The following is an 18,155-nucleotide window of genomic DNA, read 5'->3' on the forward strand; positions in this document are numbered from 1 at the left end:
GGTCATCGACAGCCTGGGGGCGATCGGGCGCCTGGCGACCGAGCCCTTGGGCGAAGAACGCGCACGCCAGCTGCTGCCGCAGAACATGGCGGTGTGCGACCAGCGCATGGCGCTGGACTACTACCGGCTATCCGCCGACGGCCGCCTGCTGTTCGGCGGCGCCTGCCACTACTCCGGACGCGACCCGAAGGACATCGCCGCCTACATGCAGCCGAAGATGCTCAAGGTGTTCCCGCAACTGGCAGGCGTGCGCATCGACTACCAGTGGGGCGGCATGATCGGCATCGGCGCCAACCGCCTGCCACAAATCGGCCGCCTGGCCAGCCAGCCGAACGTCTACTACGCCCAGGCCTACTCCGGCCACGGGGTGAACGCCACGCACCTGGCCGCACGCCTGCTGGGCGAAGCCATCAGCGGCCAGCACAGCGGGCGCTTCGACCTGTTCGCCAAGGTGCCGCACGTGACCTTCCCCGGCGGCAAGCACTTGCGCTCGCCGTTGTTGGCGCTGGGGATGCTGTGGCATCGGCTGAAAGAATTGGTTTAGAAATTTCGCAGACAGCGGGTGGTGTTGACCGCCATGCGGCCTTTGATGACGGCAACTCACACGTTACGATGCGATCCCCCAGAAAAGCGAAACCCCGAGAGAGTCTAAGACTGTCCCGGGGCTCTGTATCTAGTGCTGAGGACGCTTGATCGCTCAGAGGGGCCACATCAGCTGCTAGGTAGAACGGACTATACACCCTATGGCAGAGCGTCAACAACACTTCCCCTACACCCCACCCAATGCCACGGCACTTGAGTCGCTACTGTCCTCCAAACGGTTCGCAACCTACCTCAAGGCGGCGGGTTTCCGAGCGGATTTTGCATTCGAGCTCTACCTTTACAACGCGCGTCTGTGCAAAGCATTCCTGTTTCCGCTGCACGTCGTTGAAGTCACGCTCAGAAACGCAATCGATGACGTGCTCTCTTCACTGCATGGAGCGAGTTGGCACTCGGCGGCGACGTTACCCCCGGTGCTATCGCCCGAAAGCCTGGCCTCTCTGCAAAAGGCTATCAGTCGAGCGACAAAGAACGGGGTCGCCAGGAAAGACGATGTGATCTCCTGCCTCACCTTCGACTTTTGGTCGAACCTGTTCAGGTCCCACTACGACCGATCCATCTGGCAGACCAACATGGGACGACTGCTTCCATGTGCACCCGGCATGACCCGATCACAGTTCAAGCCACTGGTCATGGAGATCAACCAGCTACGTAATCGCATCGCTCATCACGAGCCCATCTTTGCCCAGGACGTCTCACGGCTCTACCGCTCGATACTCGATACCGTCGCTTTCCGTTGCCCGATCGCGGCCAACTGGCTGAAAAGCCACGCCACCCTGAACAAAACCATTCGCACCAGGCCTGCGTCGGGCGCAGGACAAGGCCCTTGTGTCTCGACCATCTGCGACGACGACTTCAGCGTTATCGACGCAGAATCAACACTGGCCAAGCTCTCGGGAATGAAATCCAGATTCATGGTTTGCACCCGGTCGGAGGATCTCGTCGGAGTGCTGGATCATTCGGACATCGGCAAGTATCTGATCAGCCAGATCGACGACTGCGCCTTGCTGGACCTCAACGAACACACCTTGAATGACGTTCTAACGGCAGCCAATGGTTTTGCCGCATTTGCCAGCCTGGGACCGCCTCACGGCACCCAGGCGCTGCAAAACCTGTTCAAGGGCCCGATCCGATTTGCATTGGTGAAAGATCAGCAGGATGTATTGAAAGGCGTCGTCGCCAGGGCCCACCGCAAATACTGACGCTCACCCCTTCCAGAAAGGCTTTCGCCCCTCCCGCTGGGCCTGCTCCCAGGTCAGCCCCAAATCAAGCAATTGCTCATCACTGAGCTCCAGCAAGGCCTTGCGCGTACGCCAGCGATGCAGCATCAGCGCAATACGTCCCATGCCCTGAGGGGCGCTGTAGACCTTGGGGCGTTGGCCGGCGTCCAGCTCCCGGGCCAACAGTTGCAGACGCACATCGCTAAAGCCGTTCATTGCTGCATCCTCCACATCACTTGAAAGTGTGTGGACAGCATGCGCTTGAGTACATAAGAGGATACAGATTCAACGAAGGCTTTTTATTTCCATACAGAATTGGCGCTTACACAGCTGAATGAAGTATTTTTCGGCAATCTGTACCGGTAATTTCCCACAGCCTCCTAGGAGTATGCCGTGACCCTCTACGTCAACCTGGCCGAAATGCTCAGCGCCCGTATCGAACAAGGCCTGTATCGACCCGGCCAGCGCCTGCCCTCGGTTCGGGCGCTGAGCGATGAGCACGGCGTGAGCCTGAGCACTGTCCAGCAGGCCTACCGCATGCTGGAAGACAACGGGCTGGTGGCGCCACGGCCCAAGTCCGGCTACTTCGTCACCGAACGCCGGGGCGGGCCAGCATTGCCGGCCGTCAGCAAGCCAGCCCAGCGGCCTGTGGATATCTCCCAGTGGGAACAGGTGCTGGAACTGGTGCGCAGCACCCCGCGTCCCGACGTGATCCAGCTGGGCCGCGGCATGCCCGATATCGACAGCCCCTCGCTCAAACCATTGCTACGCAGCCTCGCGCAGCTCAGCCGGCGCCTGGACATGCCCGGCCTGTACTACGACAACATCCACGGCAACGAAGCCCTGCGCGTACAGATCGCCCGGCTGATGGTCGACTCCGGTTGCAACCTCGGCCCCACCGACCTGGTGGTGACCACCGGCTGCCACGAGGCGCTGTCGACCAGCATCCGCGCAGTGTGCCAGCCCGGCGATATCGTCGCGGTGGACTCGCCCAGCTTCCACGGCGCCATGCAGACCCTAAAGGGCCTGGGCATGAAGGCGCTGGAAATTCCCACCGACCCACTCACCGGCCTGAGCCTGGAGGCGCTGGAGCTGGCACTGGAACAGTGGCCGATCAAGCTCATCCAGATCACCCCCAGCTGCAACAACCCCCTGGGCTACATCATGCCCGAGGCGCGCAAGAAGGCCCTGCTGACCTTGGCCCAACGCTACGACGTGGCGATTCTCGAAGATGACGTGTACGGCGACCTGGCCTACACCTACCCCCGCCCACGCACGATCAAGTCGTTCGACGAGGACGGCCGCGTGCTGCTGTGCAGTTCGTTCTCCAAGACCCTCGCCCCCGGCCTGCGGGTGGGCTGGGTGGCGCCGGGACGCTACCTGGAGCGGGTGCTGCACATGAAGTACATCAGCACCGGCAGTACCGCCTGCCAGCCGCAACTGGCGATCGCCGACTTCATCGCCGAAGGTCACTACCAACCCCATGTGCGGCGCATGCGTGCGCAGTACCAGCGCGCCCGCGACCAGATGATCGACTGGGTGGCCCGCTACTTCCCGCCAGGCACCCGCGCCAGCCGCCCCCAAGGCGGCTTCATGCTCTGGGTGGAGTTCCCGGAAAGTTTCGACACACTGCGCCTGAACCGCGCTTTACTGGAGCAAGGGGTACAGATTGCCGTGGGCAGTATCTTCTCGGCGTCGGGCAAGTACCGGCACTGCCTGCGCATGAATTTCGCTGCACGCGCAACGCCCGAGATAGAGGCCGCGGTGCGCAAGGTTGGGGAAACCGCCCTTCGTCTACTGCAAGAGGACGCACCCACCGAGTAACTTTGCGCACCTCTCGATGGTCCAACCCACAGGCCCCCGCCGTACAGGACGATCTTCCTTGAGACTCCAGCGAGCTCTGCCCCTCTTGCTGGCGCTGTTGCTCGGCCTTTCAGGCTGCGCCAGCGTCAGCACACCACGCGAAACCAGCCAGGCGCTGCCGGCCAACCAGTCGTCGTTCGGCCGCTCGGTGCTGCGCCAGGCCGCGCCCTACGAGGGTCGCTCAGGCTTTCGCCTGCTGCCCAACAGCAACGAAGCCTTTCGCGCCCGCGCCGAGCTGATCCGCAACGCCCGGGCAAGCATCGACCTGCAGTACTACATCGTCCACGACGGCCTGAGCACCCGCGCACTGGTGCACGAGCTGCTGCGCGCCGCCGACCGCGGCGTGCGCGTGCGCATCCTGCTCGACGACACCACCAGCGACGGGCTGGACACCCTGATCGGCACCCTCGCCGCCCACCCGAACATCCAGATCCGCGTGTTCAACCCGCTTCACCTGGGGCGCAGCACCGGCGTCACGCGCGCAGTGGGGCGGCTGTTCAACCTGTCGCTGCAACACCGGCGCATGCACAACAAGCTGTTCCTGGTGGACAACAGCATGGCCGTCGTCGGCGGGCGCAACCTGGGCGACGAGTACTTCGACGCCGAGCCCAACCTGAACTTCACCGACATCGACCTGCTGGGTGTGGGACCTGTGGCCGAGCACCTGGGCCACAGCTTCGACCAGTACTGGAACAGCGCCCTGAGTCGGCCGATCGGCGATTTCCTCTGGCGCCAGCCGGACGCCAGCGACCTGCGCGCCAGCCGCCAGCGCCTTGAGGTGTGGCTGGCCAAGGCGCGTATCGAGCGCAAGGCCCTGTACGATCGGTTGATGGCGTACCAAGTGACGCCGCGCCTGGATGTGTGGCGCAACGAGCTGATCTGGGCCCACAGCCAGGCGCTGTGGGACGCGCCCAGCAAAGTGCTGGCGCGCGACGAGCCCGACCCACAGTTGCTGATGACCCAGCAACTGGCACCGGACCTGAACAACGTGCACCGCGAGCTGATTCTGGTGTCGGCCTACTTCGTGCCCGGCAAGCCGGGCCTGTTGTACCTGACCAGCCGCGCCGACGCCGGCGCCTCGGTCAAGCTGCTGACCAACTCCCTGGAGGCCACCGACGTGCCGGCCGTTCACGGAGGCTACGCCCCCTACCGACGCGCTTTGCTCGAACACGGCGTGCAACTGTTCGAACTGCGCCGCCAGCCCGGCGACCCCAGCGCCTCGCGTGGCCTGAGCTTCCACGGCAGCTCGAACTCCAGCCTGCACAGCAAGGCCATCGTCTTCGATAGGCGTAAAACCTTCATCGGCTCGTTCAATTTCGACCCACGCTCGGTACTGTGGAACACCGAGGTCGGGGTGATGGTGGACAGCCCGGAGCTGGCCGAGTACACCCGCGAACTTGCGTTGCAAGGCATGGCACCGGCGCTGAGCTACCAGCCCAAGCTGGTGGACGGCAAGCTGGTGTGGGAGACCGAAGACAACGGCCAGGTGCATACCCTGGCCTCGGAGCCTGGTGGGGTTTGGCGGCGCTTCAATGCCTGGATCGCCAAGGCGGTGGGGCTGGAGCGGATGCTCTAGCCGGGCACCGAGTCGCCTTCTTCGCGGGCTTGCCCCGCGAAGAGGCCCGTCAGGCAGACGCGGGTTCGAAGGCATCCTTGCGCCGGGTCAGCAGCACCAGGCCCGCCGCACCTGCGGCCATGATCAACGGCAGCGCATGCCCGCTGATCCACTGGCTGCCAGCACCCGCAAGCAGTGGCCCGAGCAGGCAACCGATACCCCACAGCTGCGCCACGTGGGCATTGGCGCGCACCAGCGCATCGTCGCGATAACGCTCGCCGATCAACACCAACGACAAGGTGAACAGCCCGCCCGCACTGGCGCCGAACAGCACCCACAACGGCCAGATCACCGGAGTGTGCAGCAGCACGGGAATGGCCAGGCTGGAAGCCAGCAACGCCAATGCACAACCACTGAACAAGGTGCGCCGCGACATGCGGTCGGCCAGCGCGCCGATTGGCAGCTGCAACACTGCATCGCCCACCACCACCGTGCTGACCATGAACAACGCCACTTCGGTGGTGAACCCCTGTTGCAGGCAATACACCGGCAACAAGGTGAGAATCATCGCCTCGAAGGCGGCGAACAGGGCAATCGCCCAGGCGATCACCGGCAAGCGTCGACAGAAGGCGAGCAAATCGCGGAAGGTCACGCTACAGGCCTCGGTACTCGGCGCACCGCCGCGACCCAGCAGCAGCAAGGGTGCGAACACCAGTAGCGTGGTGGCGGCCCAGAAACCGAAGTCGTCGTCCGAACCCAGCAAGCCCAGCACCAGCGGCCCGGCCAGCTGGCTCAGGGCATAGCTGCTGCCATACAGCGCCACCAGACGTCCCCGCCACTGTTCCACCACCAGCTGGTTGATCCAGCTTTCACCGAGGATGAACACCACCGTCAGCGACATACCGATCATCAGGCGCAACAGCAGCCACAACGGGTAGCTGGGCAGCAGTGCAACCAAGCCGATGGACAGCGCACCACCCCACAAGCACAGGCGCATCGCCGACGGCACCCCGACCCAACCGGCCAGACGGCTGGCCAGGCTGGCCCCCACCAGCACGCCAATGGCGGGCATCGCGGCCATCACGCCAATGGCGAACCCACCATAGCCCCAGCCTTCCAGGCGCAGGGACACCAGCGGCATGCTCACGCCGAGCGCCAGCCCGACACTGAGCACTGCCGCCAGCACGGCGAAGTAGGTTCCCCAACGCATGACAACCTCCCTTGAACGGTGAAACATTTGGGGCCGCTACGCAGCCCTATCGCGACACAAGGCCGCTCCCACAGAGGTCGCGCCCGGCTTGGGCTCGCGCGTTCCTGTGGGAGCGGCCTTGTGTCGCGAAAGGGCCGCATAGCGGCCCATAAGGTTTACAGCTTGATCCAGGTCGCCTTCAGCTCGGTGTACTTCTCCAGCGCATGCAGCGACTTGTCACGGCCGTTGCCCGACTGCTTGAAGCCACCGAACGGCGCGGTCATGTCGCCGCCGTCGTACTGGTTCACCCACACGCTGCCGGCGCGCACGGCGCGGGCGGTCTTGTGGGCCTTGCTGATGTCCGAGGTCCAGATGCCCGCAGCCAGGCCGTACGGGGTGTCGTTGGCGATGGCAATGGCTTGCTCGGCGGTATCGAAGGCGATTACCGACAGCACCGGGCCGAAGATTTCTTCCTGGGCGATCTTCATGGCGTTGGTCACGCCATCGAAGATGGTCGGCTCCACGTAGGTGCCGCCGGTTTCTTCCAGCGTGCGCTTGCCACCGGCCAGCAGCTTGGCGCCGTCCTTGTGGCCAGCGTCGATGTACGACAGCACGGTGTTCATCTGCTGAGTATCCACCAGTGCACCCATGGTAGTCGCTGGGTCCAGCGGGTTGCCTGGCTTCCAGCCCTTGAGGGCCTCCACTACCATCGGCAGGAATTGGTCCTTGATCGAGCGCTCCACCAGCAGGCGCGAACCTGCGGTGCACACCTCGCCCTGGTTGAAGGCGATGGCGCTGGCTGCAGCTTCGGCGGCGGCCTTGAGGTCTGGCGCGTCGGCGAACACGATGTTCGGGCTCTTGCCACCGGCTTCCAGCCAGATACGCTTCATGTTCGATTCGCCCGCATACACCATCAGCTGCTTGGCGATCTTGGTGGAGCCGGTGAACACCAAGGTGTCGACGTCCATGTGCAGGGCCAGGGCCTTGCCGACGGTGTGGCCGTAGCCTGGCAGCACGTTCAGCACACCGGCCGGAATGCCTGCCTCGATGGCCAGTTGGGCAATACGGATGGCAGTCAGCGGCGATTTTTCGGACGGCTTGAGCACCACCGAGTTACCGGTGGCCAAGGCCGGGCCAAGTTTCCAGCAGGCCATCAGCAGCGGGAAGTTCCACGGTACGATGGCGCCGACCACGCCCACCGGCTCGCGGGTGACCAGGCCGAGTTGGTCGTGCGGGGTCGGGGCGACTTCGTCGTAGACCTTGTCGATGGCTTCGGCAGTCCAGTGGATGGCTTGCGCTGCGCCCGGGATGTCGATGGTCGAGGAGTCGCCGATCGGCTTGCCCATGTCGAGGGTTTCCAGCAGCGCCAGCTCTTCTACGTTCTTGCGCAGCAAGTCGGCGAAGCGGATCAGCTTGGCCTTGCGCTTGGCCGGGGCCAGTTGCGGCCAGACGCCGGAATCGAAGGTGGCGCGGGCGTTTTCCACGGCGCGGTTGGCGTCGGCCAGGTCGCAGCTGGCGACCTTGGCCAGGAAGCGTCCGTCGACCGGGCTCAGGCACTCGAAGGTTTCACCGGAAACGGCATCGGTGTATTCGCCGTTGATGAAGGCACGGCCTTCGATCTTCAATTGCTGGGCACGTTGTTCCCAATCGGCACGCGTCAGGGTGGTCATACGAAAACTCCTCTCTTGTTTAGGTGCAACGCCGCACTGAGGACTCACAGGCGCTGTCGAAAATTCGGGTTGCGCGACGGGCGCACAGGTATTCACCACCCTAAACCAGGCCGGGCAAACTATCAATATATTTGACACGAAAGGCCTAAAAGCCTACTGATGTGCATTTTATTAAACAAACAAGAGGCCGCACCATGAGCATCGCCAGCATCATCGACTTCGCCCAGGCCCTCACCGAGGCCGAGCGCTACCGGCCCGTTGCCGAGAAAATCCTCAAGGGCGAGCCCGACCAGGCGGTCTACAACCACTATTCCAGCCCGTGTGGGCAGTTCGCGGCGGGTGTCTGGGAAGGGGAAGTGGGGCAATGGAAGGTGAACTACACCGAGCATGAGTATTGCGAGATCGTCCAGGGCGTTTCGGTGCTGCGCGACCAGGAGGGCAATGCCAAGACCCTACGAGCCGGTGATCGTTTCGTTATTCCGGCGGGTTTCCAGGGCACCTGGGAGGTGCTGGAGCCGTGCCGCAAGATTTATGTGCTGTTCGATGCCAAGTGAGCGACGCGTAACGCAGTAGCCTTGTACCGCATGCAAGGGTGGGGTCGACGAAATTATACCGACGTCCACTTTAGGACATCTCATCAAGGAGAAGCTCCATGTCCAACGATATCCTCGGCCCAGCTCGTCACGTCATCGGGTCACGCTATGTCGAAAGCGTCAAGGCCTACATCCTGGATCTGACCGGTTTAAGCATTGCTGTAGGCCCTGAAGACCCGACGAACTGTGAGCCCGAGTTTGAAACATTCATGAAGGAAAGGGTGCGCATCGACACCGATGACAACGGCAACATTTGCAGCATGCACGTCGGCTGATCGCTGGCAGGCCTAAAAAAACCCGCATCCTTTCGGACGCGGGTTTTTTATGTCTGCTGCAAAGGGCTTAGCCATTGCGTAGGTCGGTGACAATGCCAGTCCGATCGACATAGATCCTGACCTGGCTGGGGAAGTTTTCGAAAGTATCGGCACCGTAAACGGTCTTGGCTATTTCCAGGCCAGTCAGTTCCAGGATATAGGCCTTGACGCTTTCGATATAGCGCGAGCCGATGACGTGGCGAGCAGGCGAGAGGATATCGGTAGTCATGATGATTCTCCTGGTGGGCACCCATTAGCGGGTACGCCATCTTTGTCCTTGCGCTTCTCTCGACTGCGTTACTTATTGCTGAGTGGAAAGGCCGGTTCAGCGCTGCTCGAACAGCACGTAGATCTTGCGGCAAGGCTCAAGCCCCTCCCAGCGGCCCTGGAAGCCCGCCGGCTGATCGCTGGCAGGCATAAAAAAACCCGCGTCCTTTCGGATGCGGGTTTTTTCTGGTTGCCGGATCAATTACTTGATCTTGGCTTCCTTGTAGATCACGTGCTTACGGACGACGGGATCGTATTTCTTGATCTCGATCTTGTCCGGGGTGGTGCGTTTGTTCTTGTCGGTGGTGTAGAAGTGGCCGGTGCCGGCACTCGAAACCAGACGGATCAATTCACGCATGATGTTCTCCCTTAAACCTTGGCGCCAGCACGGCGGATGTCGACCAGAACGGCATCGATGCCGCGCTTGTCGATAATACGCATGCCTTTGGCGGAAACGCGCAGACGCACGAAACGATTCTCGGATTCAACCCAGAAACGGTGGTGCTGCAGGTTCGGCAGGAAACGACGACGGGTTTTGTTGTTTGCGTGGGAAATGTTGTTCCCGGTTACCGGACCCTTACCGGTAACTTGACAGACTCTCGACATGCCTCAGCCCTCTAAAACCACATGCCCAACCCGGCATGGGTTGGCCGCTTAATCTCTCAGTCTTTGGCGCCAGGCGCCGTAATTCAGGGGGTCTTATCGACCTGCTCGGCTTGTGCGGCAGAGCGAGCCCCTAGAAAAGAGCGCTGCTTTATACCAGAAAGACTCAGCCACAACAACAGAAGATGCGTTTGCCGGTAGGCCTGGATGCGCCGAGCCAGCATAGCGACAAGGCCAGCGCGCTGTCGACCGCTCGTCGCCCAACCTATTAAAAAGAAGGTGGCGAATTCCCGACAGGGGCACTAGGGTAGGACGTTTCCGTTTCCAGACTGCACCGGCAGATGGGCCATCAGACCAGCCGAGGACCCGCCATGCGCGCCGCCGCCCTTTCACTTCTGTTCACCTCGCTGTTCGCCGCAGGCATCGTCCAGGCCGCGCCGCTGTCGGTCTGCACCGAAGCCAGCCCCGAAGGCTTCGATGTGGTGCAATACAACTCGCTGACCACCACCAACGCCTCGGCAGACGTACTGATGAACCGCCTGGTCGAGTTCGACGCCGCGCAAGGCAAGGTGGTACCCAGCCTGGCAGAAAGCTGGACGGTCTCGGCCGACGGCCTGGTCTACGACTTCAAGCTACGCAATGGCGTGAAGTTCCACAGCACGCCCAACTTCAAACCAACCCGCGAGTTCGATGCCGACGACGTGCTGTTCAGCTTCCAGCGCATGCTCTACCCCGCCCATGCCTGGCACAAGACCTCGCCCGGCGGCTACCCGCACGCCCAGTCGCTGCAACTGGGTAGCCTGATCAAGTCGATCGAGGCCCCCGAGCCGACCACCGTGCGCTTTACCCTCACACACGCCGACGCCACCTTCCTGGCCACGCTGAGCATGGGCTTCGCCTCCATCTATTCCGCCGAGTACGCCGACAAGCTGCTCAAGGCCGGCACGCCCGAGAAACTCAACAGCGAGCCTGTCGGCACCGGCCCGTTCATGCTGCAACGCTTCCAGAAGGACGCCGTAGTGCGCTACCGCGCCAACCCGGACTACTTCGACGGCAAGCCGCAGGTAGACCCGCTGATCTACGCCATCACCCCAGACGCCAATGTACGCCTGCAAAAACTCAAGCGCGGCGAGTGCCAGGTAGCTTTGTCACCCAAGCCGCTGGACATCGCCGAAGCGACCCAGGACAGCAACCTCAAGGCGGTCTCGACCCCCGCCTTCATGACCGCCTTCGTCGCCCTCAACAGCCAGCACCCACCGCTGGACAAGCCCGAAGTGCGCCAGGCGATCAACCTGGCCTTCGACAAGCCGGCCTACCTCAAGGCCGTATTCGAAGGCACCGCCACAGCGGCCAATAGCCCGTACCCGCCCACCACCTGGAGCTTCGCCAAGGAGCTGCCCGGCTACCCCACCGACCTGAAACGCGCCAAGGCGCTGCTGACCAAGGCCGGCCTGCCGGATGGCTTCAGCACCACGATCTGGACCCGCCCCTCCGGCAGCCTGCTCAACCCCAACCCGAACCTGGGCGCGCAGATGCTTCAGGCGGATCTGGCGAAGGTCGGCATCAAGGCCGAGATTCGCGTGATCGAATGGGGCGAGCTGATTCGCCGGGCGAAGGCAGGTGAACACGACTTGCTGTTCATGGGCTGGGCCGGCGACAACGGCGACCCGGACAACTTCCTCAGCCCGCAATTCTCCTGTGCTGCGGTGAAGTCCGGGACCAACTTCGCACGGGCCTGCGATAACCGCCTGGACCAGCTGATCAGCGCGGGCCGCACCACCAACGACCAGAGCGTGCGCAGCCGCCTGTACCAGCAGGCCCAGGCGCTGATCCAGCAGCAGGCGCTGTGGCTGCCGCTGGCGCATCCGACCGCTACCACGCTGCTGCGCCAGGGCGTGGACGGTTACCAGGTCAGCCCGTTCGGGCGAGTGGATTTCAGTAAGGTTTCGGTTAGCCGCTAAGGCGAGAGCGGCCCTTTCGCGGGTTTACCCACGAAAGGGCCGAAATTGAACCCCGCTACCCCCCAACCCACCCCTGCTCGACCATCGACAACGGCTCCCCCTCACCTACGATGATGTGATCCAGCACCCGCACATCGATCAACGCCAACGACCGCTTGAGCATCACCGTCAAATGCACGTCATCGTCGCTCGGCTCGCACAGCCCCGAGGGGTGGTTATGGCAGAGGATCAACGCCGCGGCGTTGTGCAGCAGCGCCCGCCGCACCACCTCACGCGGGTAGATGCTCGCCCGGTCGATGGTGCCGCGAAACAGAATTTCGAACGCCAACGGGCGATGCTTGCTGTCGAGGAACAGACAACCGAACACCTCGCTGGGCTCATGGCGCAACATCGACTTCAGGTAGCGCCTTACCGAGGCTGGGTTTTCCAACGCCGAGACGCGCTCGATGGTTTCATCGAGGTATCGCCGGCCGATTTCCAGCAAGGCCTGCAATTGGCTGTACTTGACCGGCCCCAGCCCAGGCTCGCGCAGCAGTTCACTTCGCTGCGCCTCCAGAAACCGCCTAAGCCCCCCAAAGCGCCCCAACAAGCCTCGCGCCAGATCGACCACGTTACGTCCGGCGACACCTGAGCCCAGCAGGATCGCGACCAATTCTGCATCGGACAACACGCCAGCCCCCCGCGCCAACAACTTCTCCCTTGGCCGTTCGTCGACTGGCCACTCCCTGATGTTCATACCCCTCCTTGTGTCGTACTACGGCGCATTTCGGCGCTGTGTTAATCTATTTCGCCTCGTACATGCGACGTTCTGCCGCAGGCAGTGTTTTTCGTCGCGGCCCGCTTTCACTGGAAAAAGGCAAGCCTATGCAGCGGCTGTATCGCAAGCGCATCGTTCTCGGCGTGGGTGGCGGCATTGCCGCCTACAAGAGCGCCGAGCTGATTCGCCGACTCCTGGAACACGGCGCGCAGGTGCGCGTCGTCATGACCCGCGGTGGCGCTGAGTTCATCACTCCCCTGACCCTTCAGGCGCTGTCCGGGCACCCGGTGCACATGGATTTGCTCGACCCTGCCGCCGAAGCGGCCATGGGCCATATCGAACTGGCCAAATGGGCCGACCTGGTGCTGATCGCCCCGGCCACCGCGGACCTGATGGCGCGCATGGCCCAAGGCATGGCCGACGACCTGCTGACGACTCTGGTACTGGCCACCGACGCCACCGTCGCCGTGGCACCGGCGATGAACCAGGCCATGTGGCGCGACCCGGCCACCCAGGCCAACCTCGACCTGCTCAAGAGCCGAGGCATCCAGGTGTTCGGACCGGCCTCCGGCAGCCAAGCCTGTGGCGACGTCGGCCTGGGCCGCATGCTCGAAGCCACGGACCTGGCCTGGTGCGCCGCCGAAAGCTTCAAGCGCCAGGCACTGACCGGCAAGCACGTGGTGATCACCGCCGGCCCTACCCAGGAAAACATCGACCCGGTGCGCTACATCACCAATCATAGCTCCGGGAAGATGGGCTTCGCCCTGGCCGAGGCGGCCGTGGAAGCCGGGGCTCGGGTGACCCTCGTCACCGGCCCCGTGCACCTGCCAACCCCCGACCGGGTCAACCGGATCGACGTGGTCAGCGCGCGGGACATGCTCGCAGCCTGCGAAGCGGCCATGCCGTGCGACCTGTTCATCGCCTCGGCGGCGGTCGCGGACTACCGCCCTGAAGTCATTGCCGCGCAAAAGCTCAAGAAAGACCCTACGACCGGTGACGGCATGCTGCTGCAGATGGTGCGCAATCCAGATATCCTTGCCACCATCGCTGGCCGTCCCGACCGGCCGTTCAGCGTCGGCTTCGCCGCCGAGACCGAACACCTGCTCGATTACGCCACGCGCAAGCTCAAGGACAAGAACCTCGACCTGATTGTCGCCAACGATGTTGCCAACCCCAGCATCGGCTTCAACAGCGAGGAAAACGCCTTGACCGTGATCGACCGCCAGCAGCACCAGACCCTCTTCGCGCAGACCAGCAAGGGCAAGATCGCCCGCCAACTGGTCGCCTTCATCGCCGAACGGCTCAACCAGGTTCAATAAGTTCCATGCACGCTCTTCAAGCCAAGATCCTCGACCCACGCCTGGGTACCGAATTCCCCCTGCCGCAGTACGCCACCCCCGGCTCCGCCGGCCTGGACCTGCGCGCCCTGCTCAAGGAAGACACCCTCCTCGAGCCCAGCCAGACCCTGTTGATTCCCACGGGCCTTTCCATCTACATCGGCGACCAGGGCCTGGCGGCCATGATTCTGCCGCGCTCAGGCCTGGGCCATAAGCACGGCATCGTGCTGGGCAACCTGGTCGGCCTGATCGACTCGGACTACCAGGGCGAGCTGATGGTCTCCTGCTGGAACCGTGGCAACACCCCGTTCACCATCACCGTCGGTGAGCGCATCGCCCAGCTGGTGCTGGTGCCAGTGGTGCAAGCGCACTTCGATATCGTCGAGGCATTCGACGAAACCCAGCGCGGCACCGGTGGCTTCGGCCACTCCGGCACCCGCTAAGCTGACCGCCGGGGCCATGGATGGCGAACTCTCTGTCGAAAAGGCCGTCCAACCGTTCAGTTTTTGCCTATCCCGGAAGCCTTTGACTACTTGGAGTCCCCAGAGATGAACGACATGGCCCAGCTGGTACCCGCGCTGCCGGACAGCATTTTCCGCGCTTATGACATCCGCGGCATCGTCGGCAAGACCTTGACCGGCGAAACCGCCTACTGGATCGGCCGCGCCATCGGTGCGCAAACCCTGGCCCAGGGCGAGCCGCAGATTTCCGTCGGCCGCGACGGGCGCCTTTCCGGCCCGATGCTGGTGGAACAGCTGATCAAAGGCCTGGCCGACGCCGGTTGCCAGGTGAGCGACGTCGGCCTGGTGCCGACCCCGGCCCTGTACTTCGCCGCCAACGTGCTGGCGGGCAAGTCCGGTGTGATGCTCACCGGCAGCCACAACCCGCCGGACTACAACGGGTTCAAGATCGTCATCGCTGGCGACACCCTGGCCAACGAGCAGATCCAGGCCCTGCTGACCCGTCTGAAAACCAACGACCTGACCCGGGGCGAAGGCCGCGTGGAGAAAGTCGAGATCCTCGAGCGCTACTTCCAGCAGATCGTCGGCGACGTGAAGCTGGCCAAGCGCCTGAAGGTGGTGGTCGACTGCGGCAACGGCGCTGCCGGGGTGATCGCCCCGCAACTGATCGAAGCGCTGAACTGCGAGGTGATTCCGCTGTTCTGCGAGGTCGACGGCAACTTCCCCAACCACCACCCAGACCCGGGCAAGCCCGAGAACCTGGTGGACCTGATCGCCAAGGTCAAGGAAACCGGCGCCGACGTGGGCCTGGCCTTCGACGGTGACGGTGACCGCGTGGGCGTGGTGACCAACACCGGCAACATCGTCTACCCCGACCGCCTGCTGATGCTCTTCGCCCAGGACGTGCTGTCGCGCAACCCCGGCGCCGAGATCATCTTCGACGTCAAGTGCACCCGCCGCCTGACCCCGCTGATCGAACAGCATGGCGGTCGCGCCTTGATGTGGAAGACCGGCCATTCGTTGATCAAGAAGAAGATGAAGCAGACCGGCTCGCTGCTTGCAGGTGAAATGAGCGGGCACATCTTCATCAAGGAGCGCTGGTACGGTTTCGACGACGGCATCTACAGCGCCGCGCGCCTGCTGGAGATCCTCAGCAAGGCCGGCCAGGACGCCGAAAGCCTGTTCGCTGCGTTCCCGAACGATATTTCCACGCCGGAAATCAACATCGATGTGACCGACGAGAGTAAATTCAGCATCATTGATGCACTGCAACGCGACGCTGACTGGGGCGAAGCCAACCTGACCACCATCGACGGTGTGCGGGTCGACTATGCCCACGGCTGGGGCCTGGTTCGCGCCTCCAACACCACGCCGGTGCTGGTGCTGCGCTTCGAGGCCGACAGCGAGGCCGAATTGCAACGCATCAAAACTGTATTCCGCACGCAGTTGCTGCGGGTCGAGCCCGGCCTGCAACTGCCGTTCTGACCGACTATCTGTTCCAGACTGGAGCCCTGCATGACCCTCGATCGCGATGCCGCTTCCCATGTAGCCGAGGTTTTGTCCGAAGCACTGCCTTATATCCGACGCTTTGTCGGCAAGACCCTGGTGATCAAGTACGGCGGCAACGCGATGGAGAGCGAAGAGCTCAAGACGGGCTTCGCCCGTGACATCGTGCTGATGAAGGCAGTGGGCATCAACCCGGTGGTGGTGCATGGTGGCGGCCCGCAAATTGGCGACCTGCTCAAGCGCCTGTCGATCGAGAGCCACTTCATCGATGGCATGCGCGTGACTGACGCCGCGACCATGGACGTGGTGGAGATGGTACTGGGTGGCCAGGTCAACAAGGACATCGTCAACCTGATCAACCGTCACGGCGGCAGCGCCATCGGCCTGACCGGCAAGGACGCCGAGCTGATTCGCGCCAAGAAGCTCACCGTCACTCGCCAGACCCCGGAGATGACCACCCCGGAAATCATCGACATCGGCCACGTGGGCGAAGTCGTTGGGGTGAACACCGATCTGCTGAGCATGCTGGTGAAGGGCGACTTCATCCCCGTGATCGCGCCAATCGGCGTGGGCGCCAATGGTGAGTCGTACAACATCAACGCCGACCTGGTGGCGGGCAAGGTCGCCGAAGCGCTGAAGGCCGAGAAGCTGATGCTGCTGACCAACATCGCCGGCCTGATGGACAAGCAGGGCCAGGTGCTGACCGGGCTGACCACCGAGCAGGTCAACGGGTTGATCGCCGACGGCACCATCTACGGCGGCATGCTGCCGAAGATCAAGTGCGCACTGGAAGCGGTGCAGGGTGGCGTGAACAGCTCGCACATCATCGACGGCCGCGTACCGAATGCGGTGCTGCTGGAGATCTTCACCGACAGCGGCGTGGGCACCCTGATCACCAACCGCAAGCGTTCGAACTGACAGCCACAAAAAAGGCGACCTTCACAGGTCGCCTTTTTCATTGCCGGGCCAGGGTCAGATCCCGTATTGCTCGCGGTACGCCTGCACCGCCGGCAAATGCTGCTTGAGCTGCGGGTCGTCGGCCAAGAACTCCAGCACCTGGGTCAGCGACACGATGCTGACCACCGGAATGCCAAAGTCGCGCTCCACTTCCTGGATCGCCGACAACTCGCCATTGCCACGCTCCTCGCGGTTCAGCGCGATCAACACGCCGGCGGCCTTGGCCTGCTGGGCGCCGATGATCTGCATGACTTCACGAATGGCGGTACCGGCGGTGATCACATCGTCGATGATCAGCACGTCACCCGCCAGCGGCGCGCCCACCAGGCTGCCGCCCTCGCCGTGGGCCTTGGCTTCCTTGCGGTTGAAGCACCAAGGCACGTCGAGCTGGTGCTGCTCGGCCAACGCAACGGCGGTTGCCGAAGCCAGGGGAATACCCTTGTAGGCCGGGCCGAACAGCACGTCGAAAGGGATCTTGCTGTCGACGATGGCCGCCGCGTAGCAACGCCCCAGCTGGGCCAGGGCCGAGCCGCTGTTGAACAGGCCGGCATTGAAGAAATACGGGCTGGTACGCCCCGATTTCAGGGTGAACTCGCCGAAGCGCAGAACCCCACGGTCGATGGCAAAACGAATGAAGTCGCGCTGATACGGCTGCATGGAAAGTCCCGGACACCACGGATTTAGCTAAATGAGTTGAGCTCGGGTATCATACACGCACGAGATTTTTGGGGCCATTTATGCGGATCATCAGTGTGAACGTAAATGGCATTCAGGCTGCGGCCGAGCGTGGTTTGCTCAGCTGGCTACAAGCCCAGAATGCCGACGTCATCTGCCTTCAGGATACCCGCGCCTCGGCCTACGAACTCGACGACCCAGCTTTCCAGCTCGATGGCTATTTCCTTTACGCCTGCGACGCGGAGGTGCCCGCCCAAGGTGGCGTGGCGCTGTACTCGCGGATGCAGCCCAAGGCAGTCATCACCGGTCTGGGCTTCGAGACAGCCGACCGCTACGGGCGTTATCTGCAAGCAGATTTCGACAAGGTAAGTATCGCCACCTTGCTGTTGCCTTCGGGCATGAACGGCGATGAAGACTTGAACCAGAAATTCAAGTTGATGGACGACTTCGCCAAGTACTTGGACAAGCAGCGCCGCAAGCGCCGCGAATACATCTACTGCGGCTCGTTCTACGTCGCGCAGCAGAAGCTCGAACGTGCCGACCTCGACGTGATCATGATCGCGCCGAAGGCCCCGGGCCACACCGTGCGTTCCGAGTTCGTCAAAGGCGGCGGCATCCCTGACCTGA

At 62.9% G+C, this 18,155-nt stretch carries 19 protein-coding genes and 1 pseudogene; 12 read left to right on the plus strand and 8 right to left on the minus strand.

Annotated elements, in window-relative coordinates:
• Both ACQKPE_RS22335 and ACQKPE_RS22340 read left to right on the plus strand, forming a co-directional pair.
• Positions 1-544, plus strand: a 544-nt coding sequence (locus ACQKPE_RS22335; protein ID WP_427668886.1) for an NAD(P)/FAD-dependent oxidoreductase, incomplete at its 5' end; no start/stop codon positions are given.
• Between the two features lie 199 nt (positions 545-743).
• The gene (locus tag ACQKPE_RS22340) at positions 744-1,802 is read left to right on the plus strand and encodes a hypothetical protein (RefSeq protein ID WP_427668887.1); all 1,059 of its coding nucleotides are present in this window, start codon (positions 744-746) and stop codon (positions 1,800-1,802) included.
• Positions 1,803-1,805: 3 nt separating this feature from the next.
• On the opposite strand, the gene ACQKPE_RS22345 is transcribed toward ACQKPE_RS22340, so the two are convergent.
• On the minus strand, positions 1,806-2,036 hold the full coding sequence (locus ACQKPE_RS22345; RefSeq protein ID WP_427668888.1) for a DUF1127 domain-containing protein: 231 nt from the start codon (positions 2,034-2,036) through the stop codon (positions 1,806-1,808).
• Between the two features lie 177 nt (positions 2,037-2,213).
• On the opposite strand from ACQKPE_RS22345, the gene ACQKPE_RS22350 reads away from it, so the two are divergent.
• On the plus strand, positions 2,214-3,644 hold the full coding sequence (locus tag ACQKPE_RS22350; RefSeq protein ID WP_427668889.1) for a PLP-dependent aminotransferase family protein: 1,431 nt from the start codon (positions 2,214-2,216) through the stop codon (positions 3,642-3,644).
• Positions 3,645-3,702: 58 nt separating this feature from the next.
• Entirely contained in the window at positions 3,703-5,259 is a 1,557-nt protein-coding gene (locus ACQKPE_RS22355) for a phospholipase D family protein (protein WP_427668890.1), read from the plus strand.
• Positions 5,260-5,308: 49 nt separating this feature from the next.
• Here ACQKPE_RS22355 and ACQKPE_RS22360 read toward each other — a convergent pair whose 3' ends face one another.
• Together ACQKPE_RS22360 and ACQKPE_RS22365 are read right to left on the minus strand one after the other, a co-directional pair.
• Positions 5,309-6,448 carry an MFS transporter gene (locus ACQKPE_RS22360; RefSeq protein ID WP_427668891.1) on the minus strand — a complete coding sequence of 380 codons (1,140 nt, stop codon included), beginning with the start codon at positions 6,446-6,448 and terminating at the stop codon, positions 5,309-5,311.
• Between the two features lie 155 nt (positions 6,449-6,603).
• The gene (locus ACQKPE_RS22365) at positions 6,604-8,097 is read right to left on the minus strand and encodes an aldehyde dehydrogenase (protein WP_427668892.1); all 1,494 of its coding nucleotides are present in this window, start codon (positions 8,095-8,097) and stop codon (positions 6,604-6,606) included.
• A gap of 194 nt (positions 8,098-8,291) precedes the next feature.
• Between ACQKPE_RS22365 and ACQKPE_RS22370 the strand changes: the two genes are divergently transcribed.
• Together ACQKPE_RS22370 and ACQKPE_RS22375 are read left to right on the plus strand one after the other, a co-directional pair.
• A complete protein-coding gene (locus ACQKPE_RS22370) occupies positions 8,292-8,651 on the plus strand; it encodes a cupin domain-containing protein (RefSeq protein WP_427668893.1) in 360 nt (119 codons plus the stop codon).
• A 98-nt stretch (positions 8,652-8,749) separates the two neighbouring features.
• Complete coding sequence (locus ACQKPE_RS22375) at positions 8,750-8,965, plus strand: hypothetical protein (RefSeq protein WP_427668894.1); 216 nt, start codon at positions 8,750-8,752, stop codon at positions 8,963-8,965.
• Between the two features lie 67 nt (positions 8,966-9,032).
• Here the strand turns inward: ACQKPE_RS22375 and ACQKPE_RS22380 are convergent, their stop codons facing one another.
• The 3 genes from ACQKPE_RS22380 to rpmB all read right to left on the minus strand — a co-directional run bounded on the left by ACQKPE_RS22380 (position 9,033) and on the right by rpmB (position 9,877).
• Positions 9,033-9,233 (minus strand): hypothetical protein, encoded by a 201-nt coding sequence (locus ACQKPE_RS22380; RefSeq protein WP_427668895.1) that lies wholly within the window; start codon positions 9,231-9,233, stop codon positions 9,033-9,035.
• Between the two features lie 240 nt (positions 9,234-9,473).
• A complete protein-coding gene (rpmG, locus tag ACQKPE_RS22385; protein ID WP_012703270.1) occupies positions 9,474-9,629 on the minus strand; it encodes a 50S ribosomal protein L33 in 156 nt (51 codons plus the stop codon).
• 11 nt (positions 9,630-9,640) lie between these two features.
• Positions 9,641-9,877 carry a 50S ribosomal protein L28 gene (gene rpmB / locus ACQKPE_RS22390; RefSeq protein WP_008091535.1) on the minus strand — a complete coding sequence of 79 codons (237 nt, stop codon included), beginning with the start codon at positions 9,875-9,877 and terminating at the stop codon, positions 9,641-9,643.
• A gap of 368 nt (positions 9,878-10,245) precedes the next feature.
• On the opposite strand from rpmB, the gene ACQKPE_RS22395 reads away from it, so the two are divergent.
• A complete protein-coding gene (locus ACQKPE_RS22395; RefSeq protein WP_427668896.1) occupies positions 10,246-11,835 on the plus strand; it encodes an ABC transporter substrate-binding protein in 1,590 nt (529 codons plus the stop codon).
• Positions 11,836-11,890: 55 nt separating this feature from the next.
• Here ACQKPE_RS22395 and radC read toward each other — a convergent pair whose 3' ends face one another.
• Complete coding sequence (gene radC / locus ACQKPE_RS22400; protein WP_427668897.1) at positions 11,891-12,571, minus strand: RadC family protein; 681 nt, start codon at positions 12,569-12,571, stop codon at positions 11,891-11,893.
• A gap of 128 nt (positions 12,572-12,699) precedes the next feature.
• Here radC and coaBC point away from each other — a divergent pair, with 128 nt between their 5' ends.
• From coaBC to argB, 4 genes and pseudogenes are all read left to right on the plus strand, one after another.
• Positions 12,700-13,911, plus strand: a complete 1,212-nt coding sequence (gene coaBC, locus ACQKPE_RS22405; RefSeq protein WP_375098571.1) for a bifunctional phosphopantothenoylcysteine decarboxylase/phosphopantothenate--cysteine ligase CoaBC — start codon at positions 12,700-12,702, stop codon at positions 13,909-13,911.
• Positions 13,912-13,916: 5 nt separating this feature from the next.
• The gene (gene dut, locus ACQKPE_RS22410) at positions 13,917-14,372 is read left to right on the plus strand and encodes a dUTP diphosphatase (protein WP_427668898.1); all 456 of its coding nucleotides are present in this window, start codon (positions 13,917-13,919) and stop codon (positions 14,370-14,372) included.
• A 129-nt stretch (positions 14,373-14,501) separates the two neighbouring features.
• Positions 14,502-15,875, plus strand: a pseudogene (locus tag ACQKPE_RS22415) (phosphomannomutase/phosphoglucomutase); the annotation flags it as partial.
• A 30-nt stretch (positions 15,876-15,905) separates the two neighbouring features.
• Positions 15,906-16,814, plus strand: a complete 909-nt coding sequence (gene argB / locus ACQKPE_RS22420) for an acetylglutamate kinase (RefSeq protein WP_427668899.1) — start codon at positions 15,906-15,908, stop codon at positions 16,812-16,814.
• Positions 16,815-16,868: 54 nt separating this feature from the next.
• On the opposite strand, the gene pyrE is transcribed toward argB, so the two are convergent.
• Complete coding sequence (gene pyrE / locus ACQKPE_RS22425; protein ID WP_427668900.1) at positions 16,869-17,510, minus strand: orotate phosphoribosyltransferase; 642 nt, start codon at positions 17,508-17,510, stop codon at positions 16,869-16,871.
• 80 nt (positions 17,511-17,590) lie between these two features.
• Between pyrE and ACQKPE_RS22430 the strand changes: the two genes are divergently transcribed.
• Positions 17,591-18,155 (plus strand): exodeoxyribonuclease III (locus ACQKPE_RS22430; protein WP_427668901.1); only part of this gene is annotated, 565 nt, incomplete at its 3' end.

Source organism: Pseudomonas sp. NPDC089554 (assembly GCF_050280645.1).
Lineage (GTDB): Bacteria > Pseudomonadota > Gammaproteobacteria > Pseudomonadales > Pseudomonadaceae > Aquipseudomonas.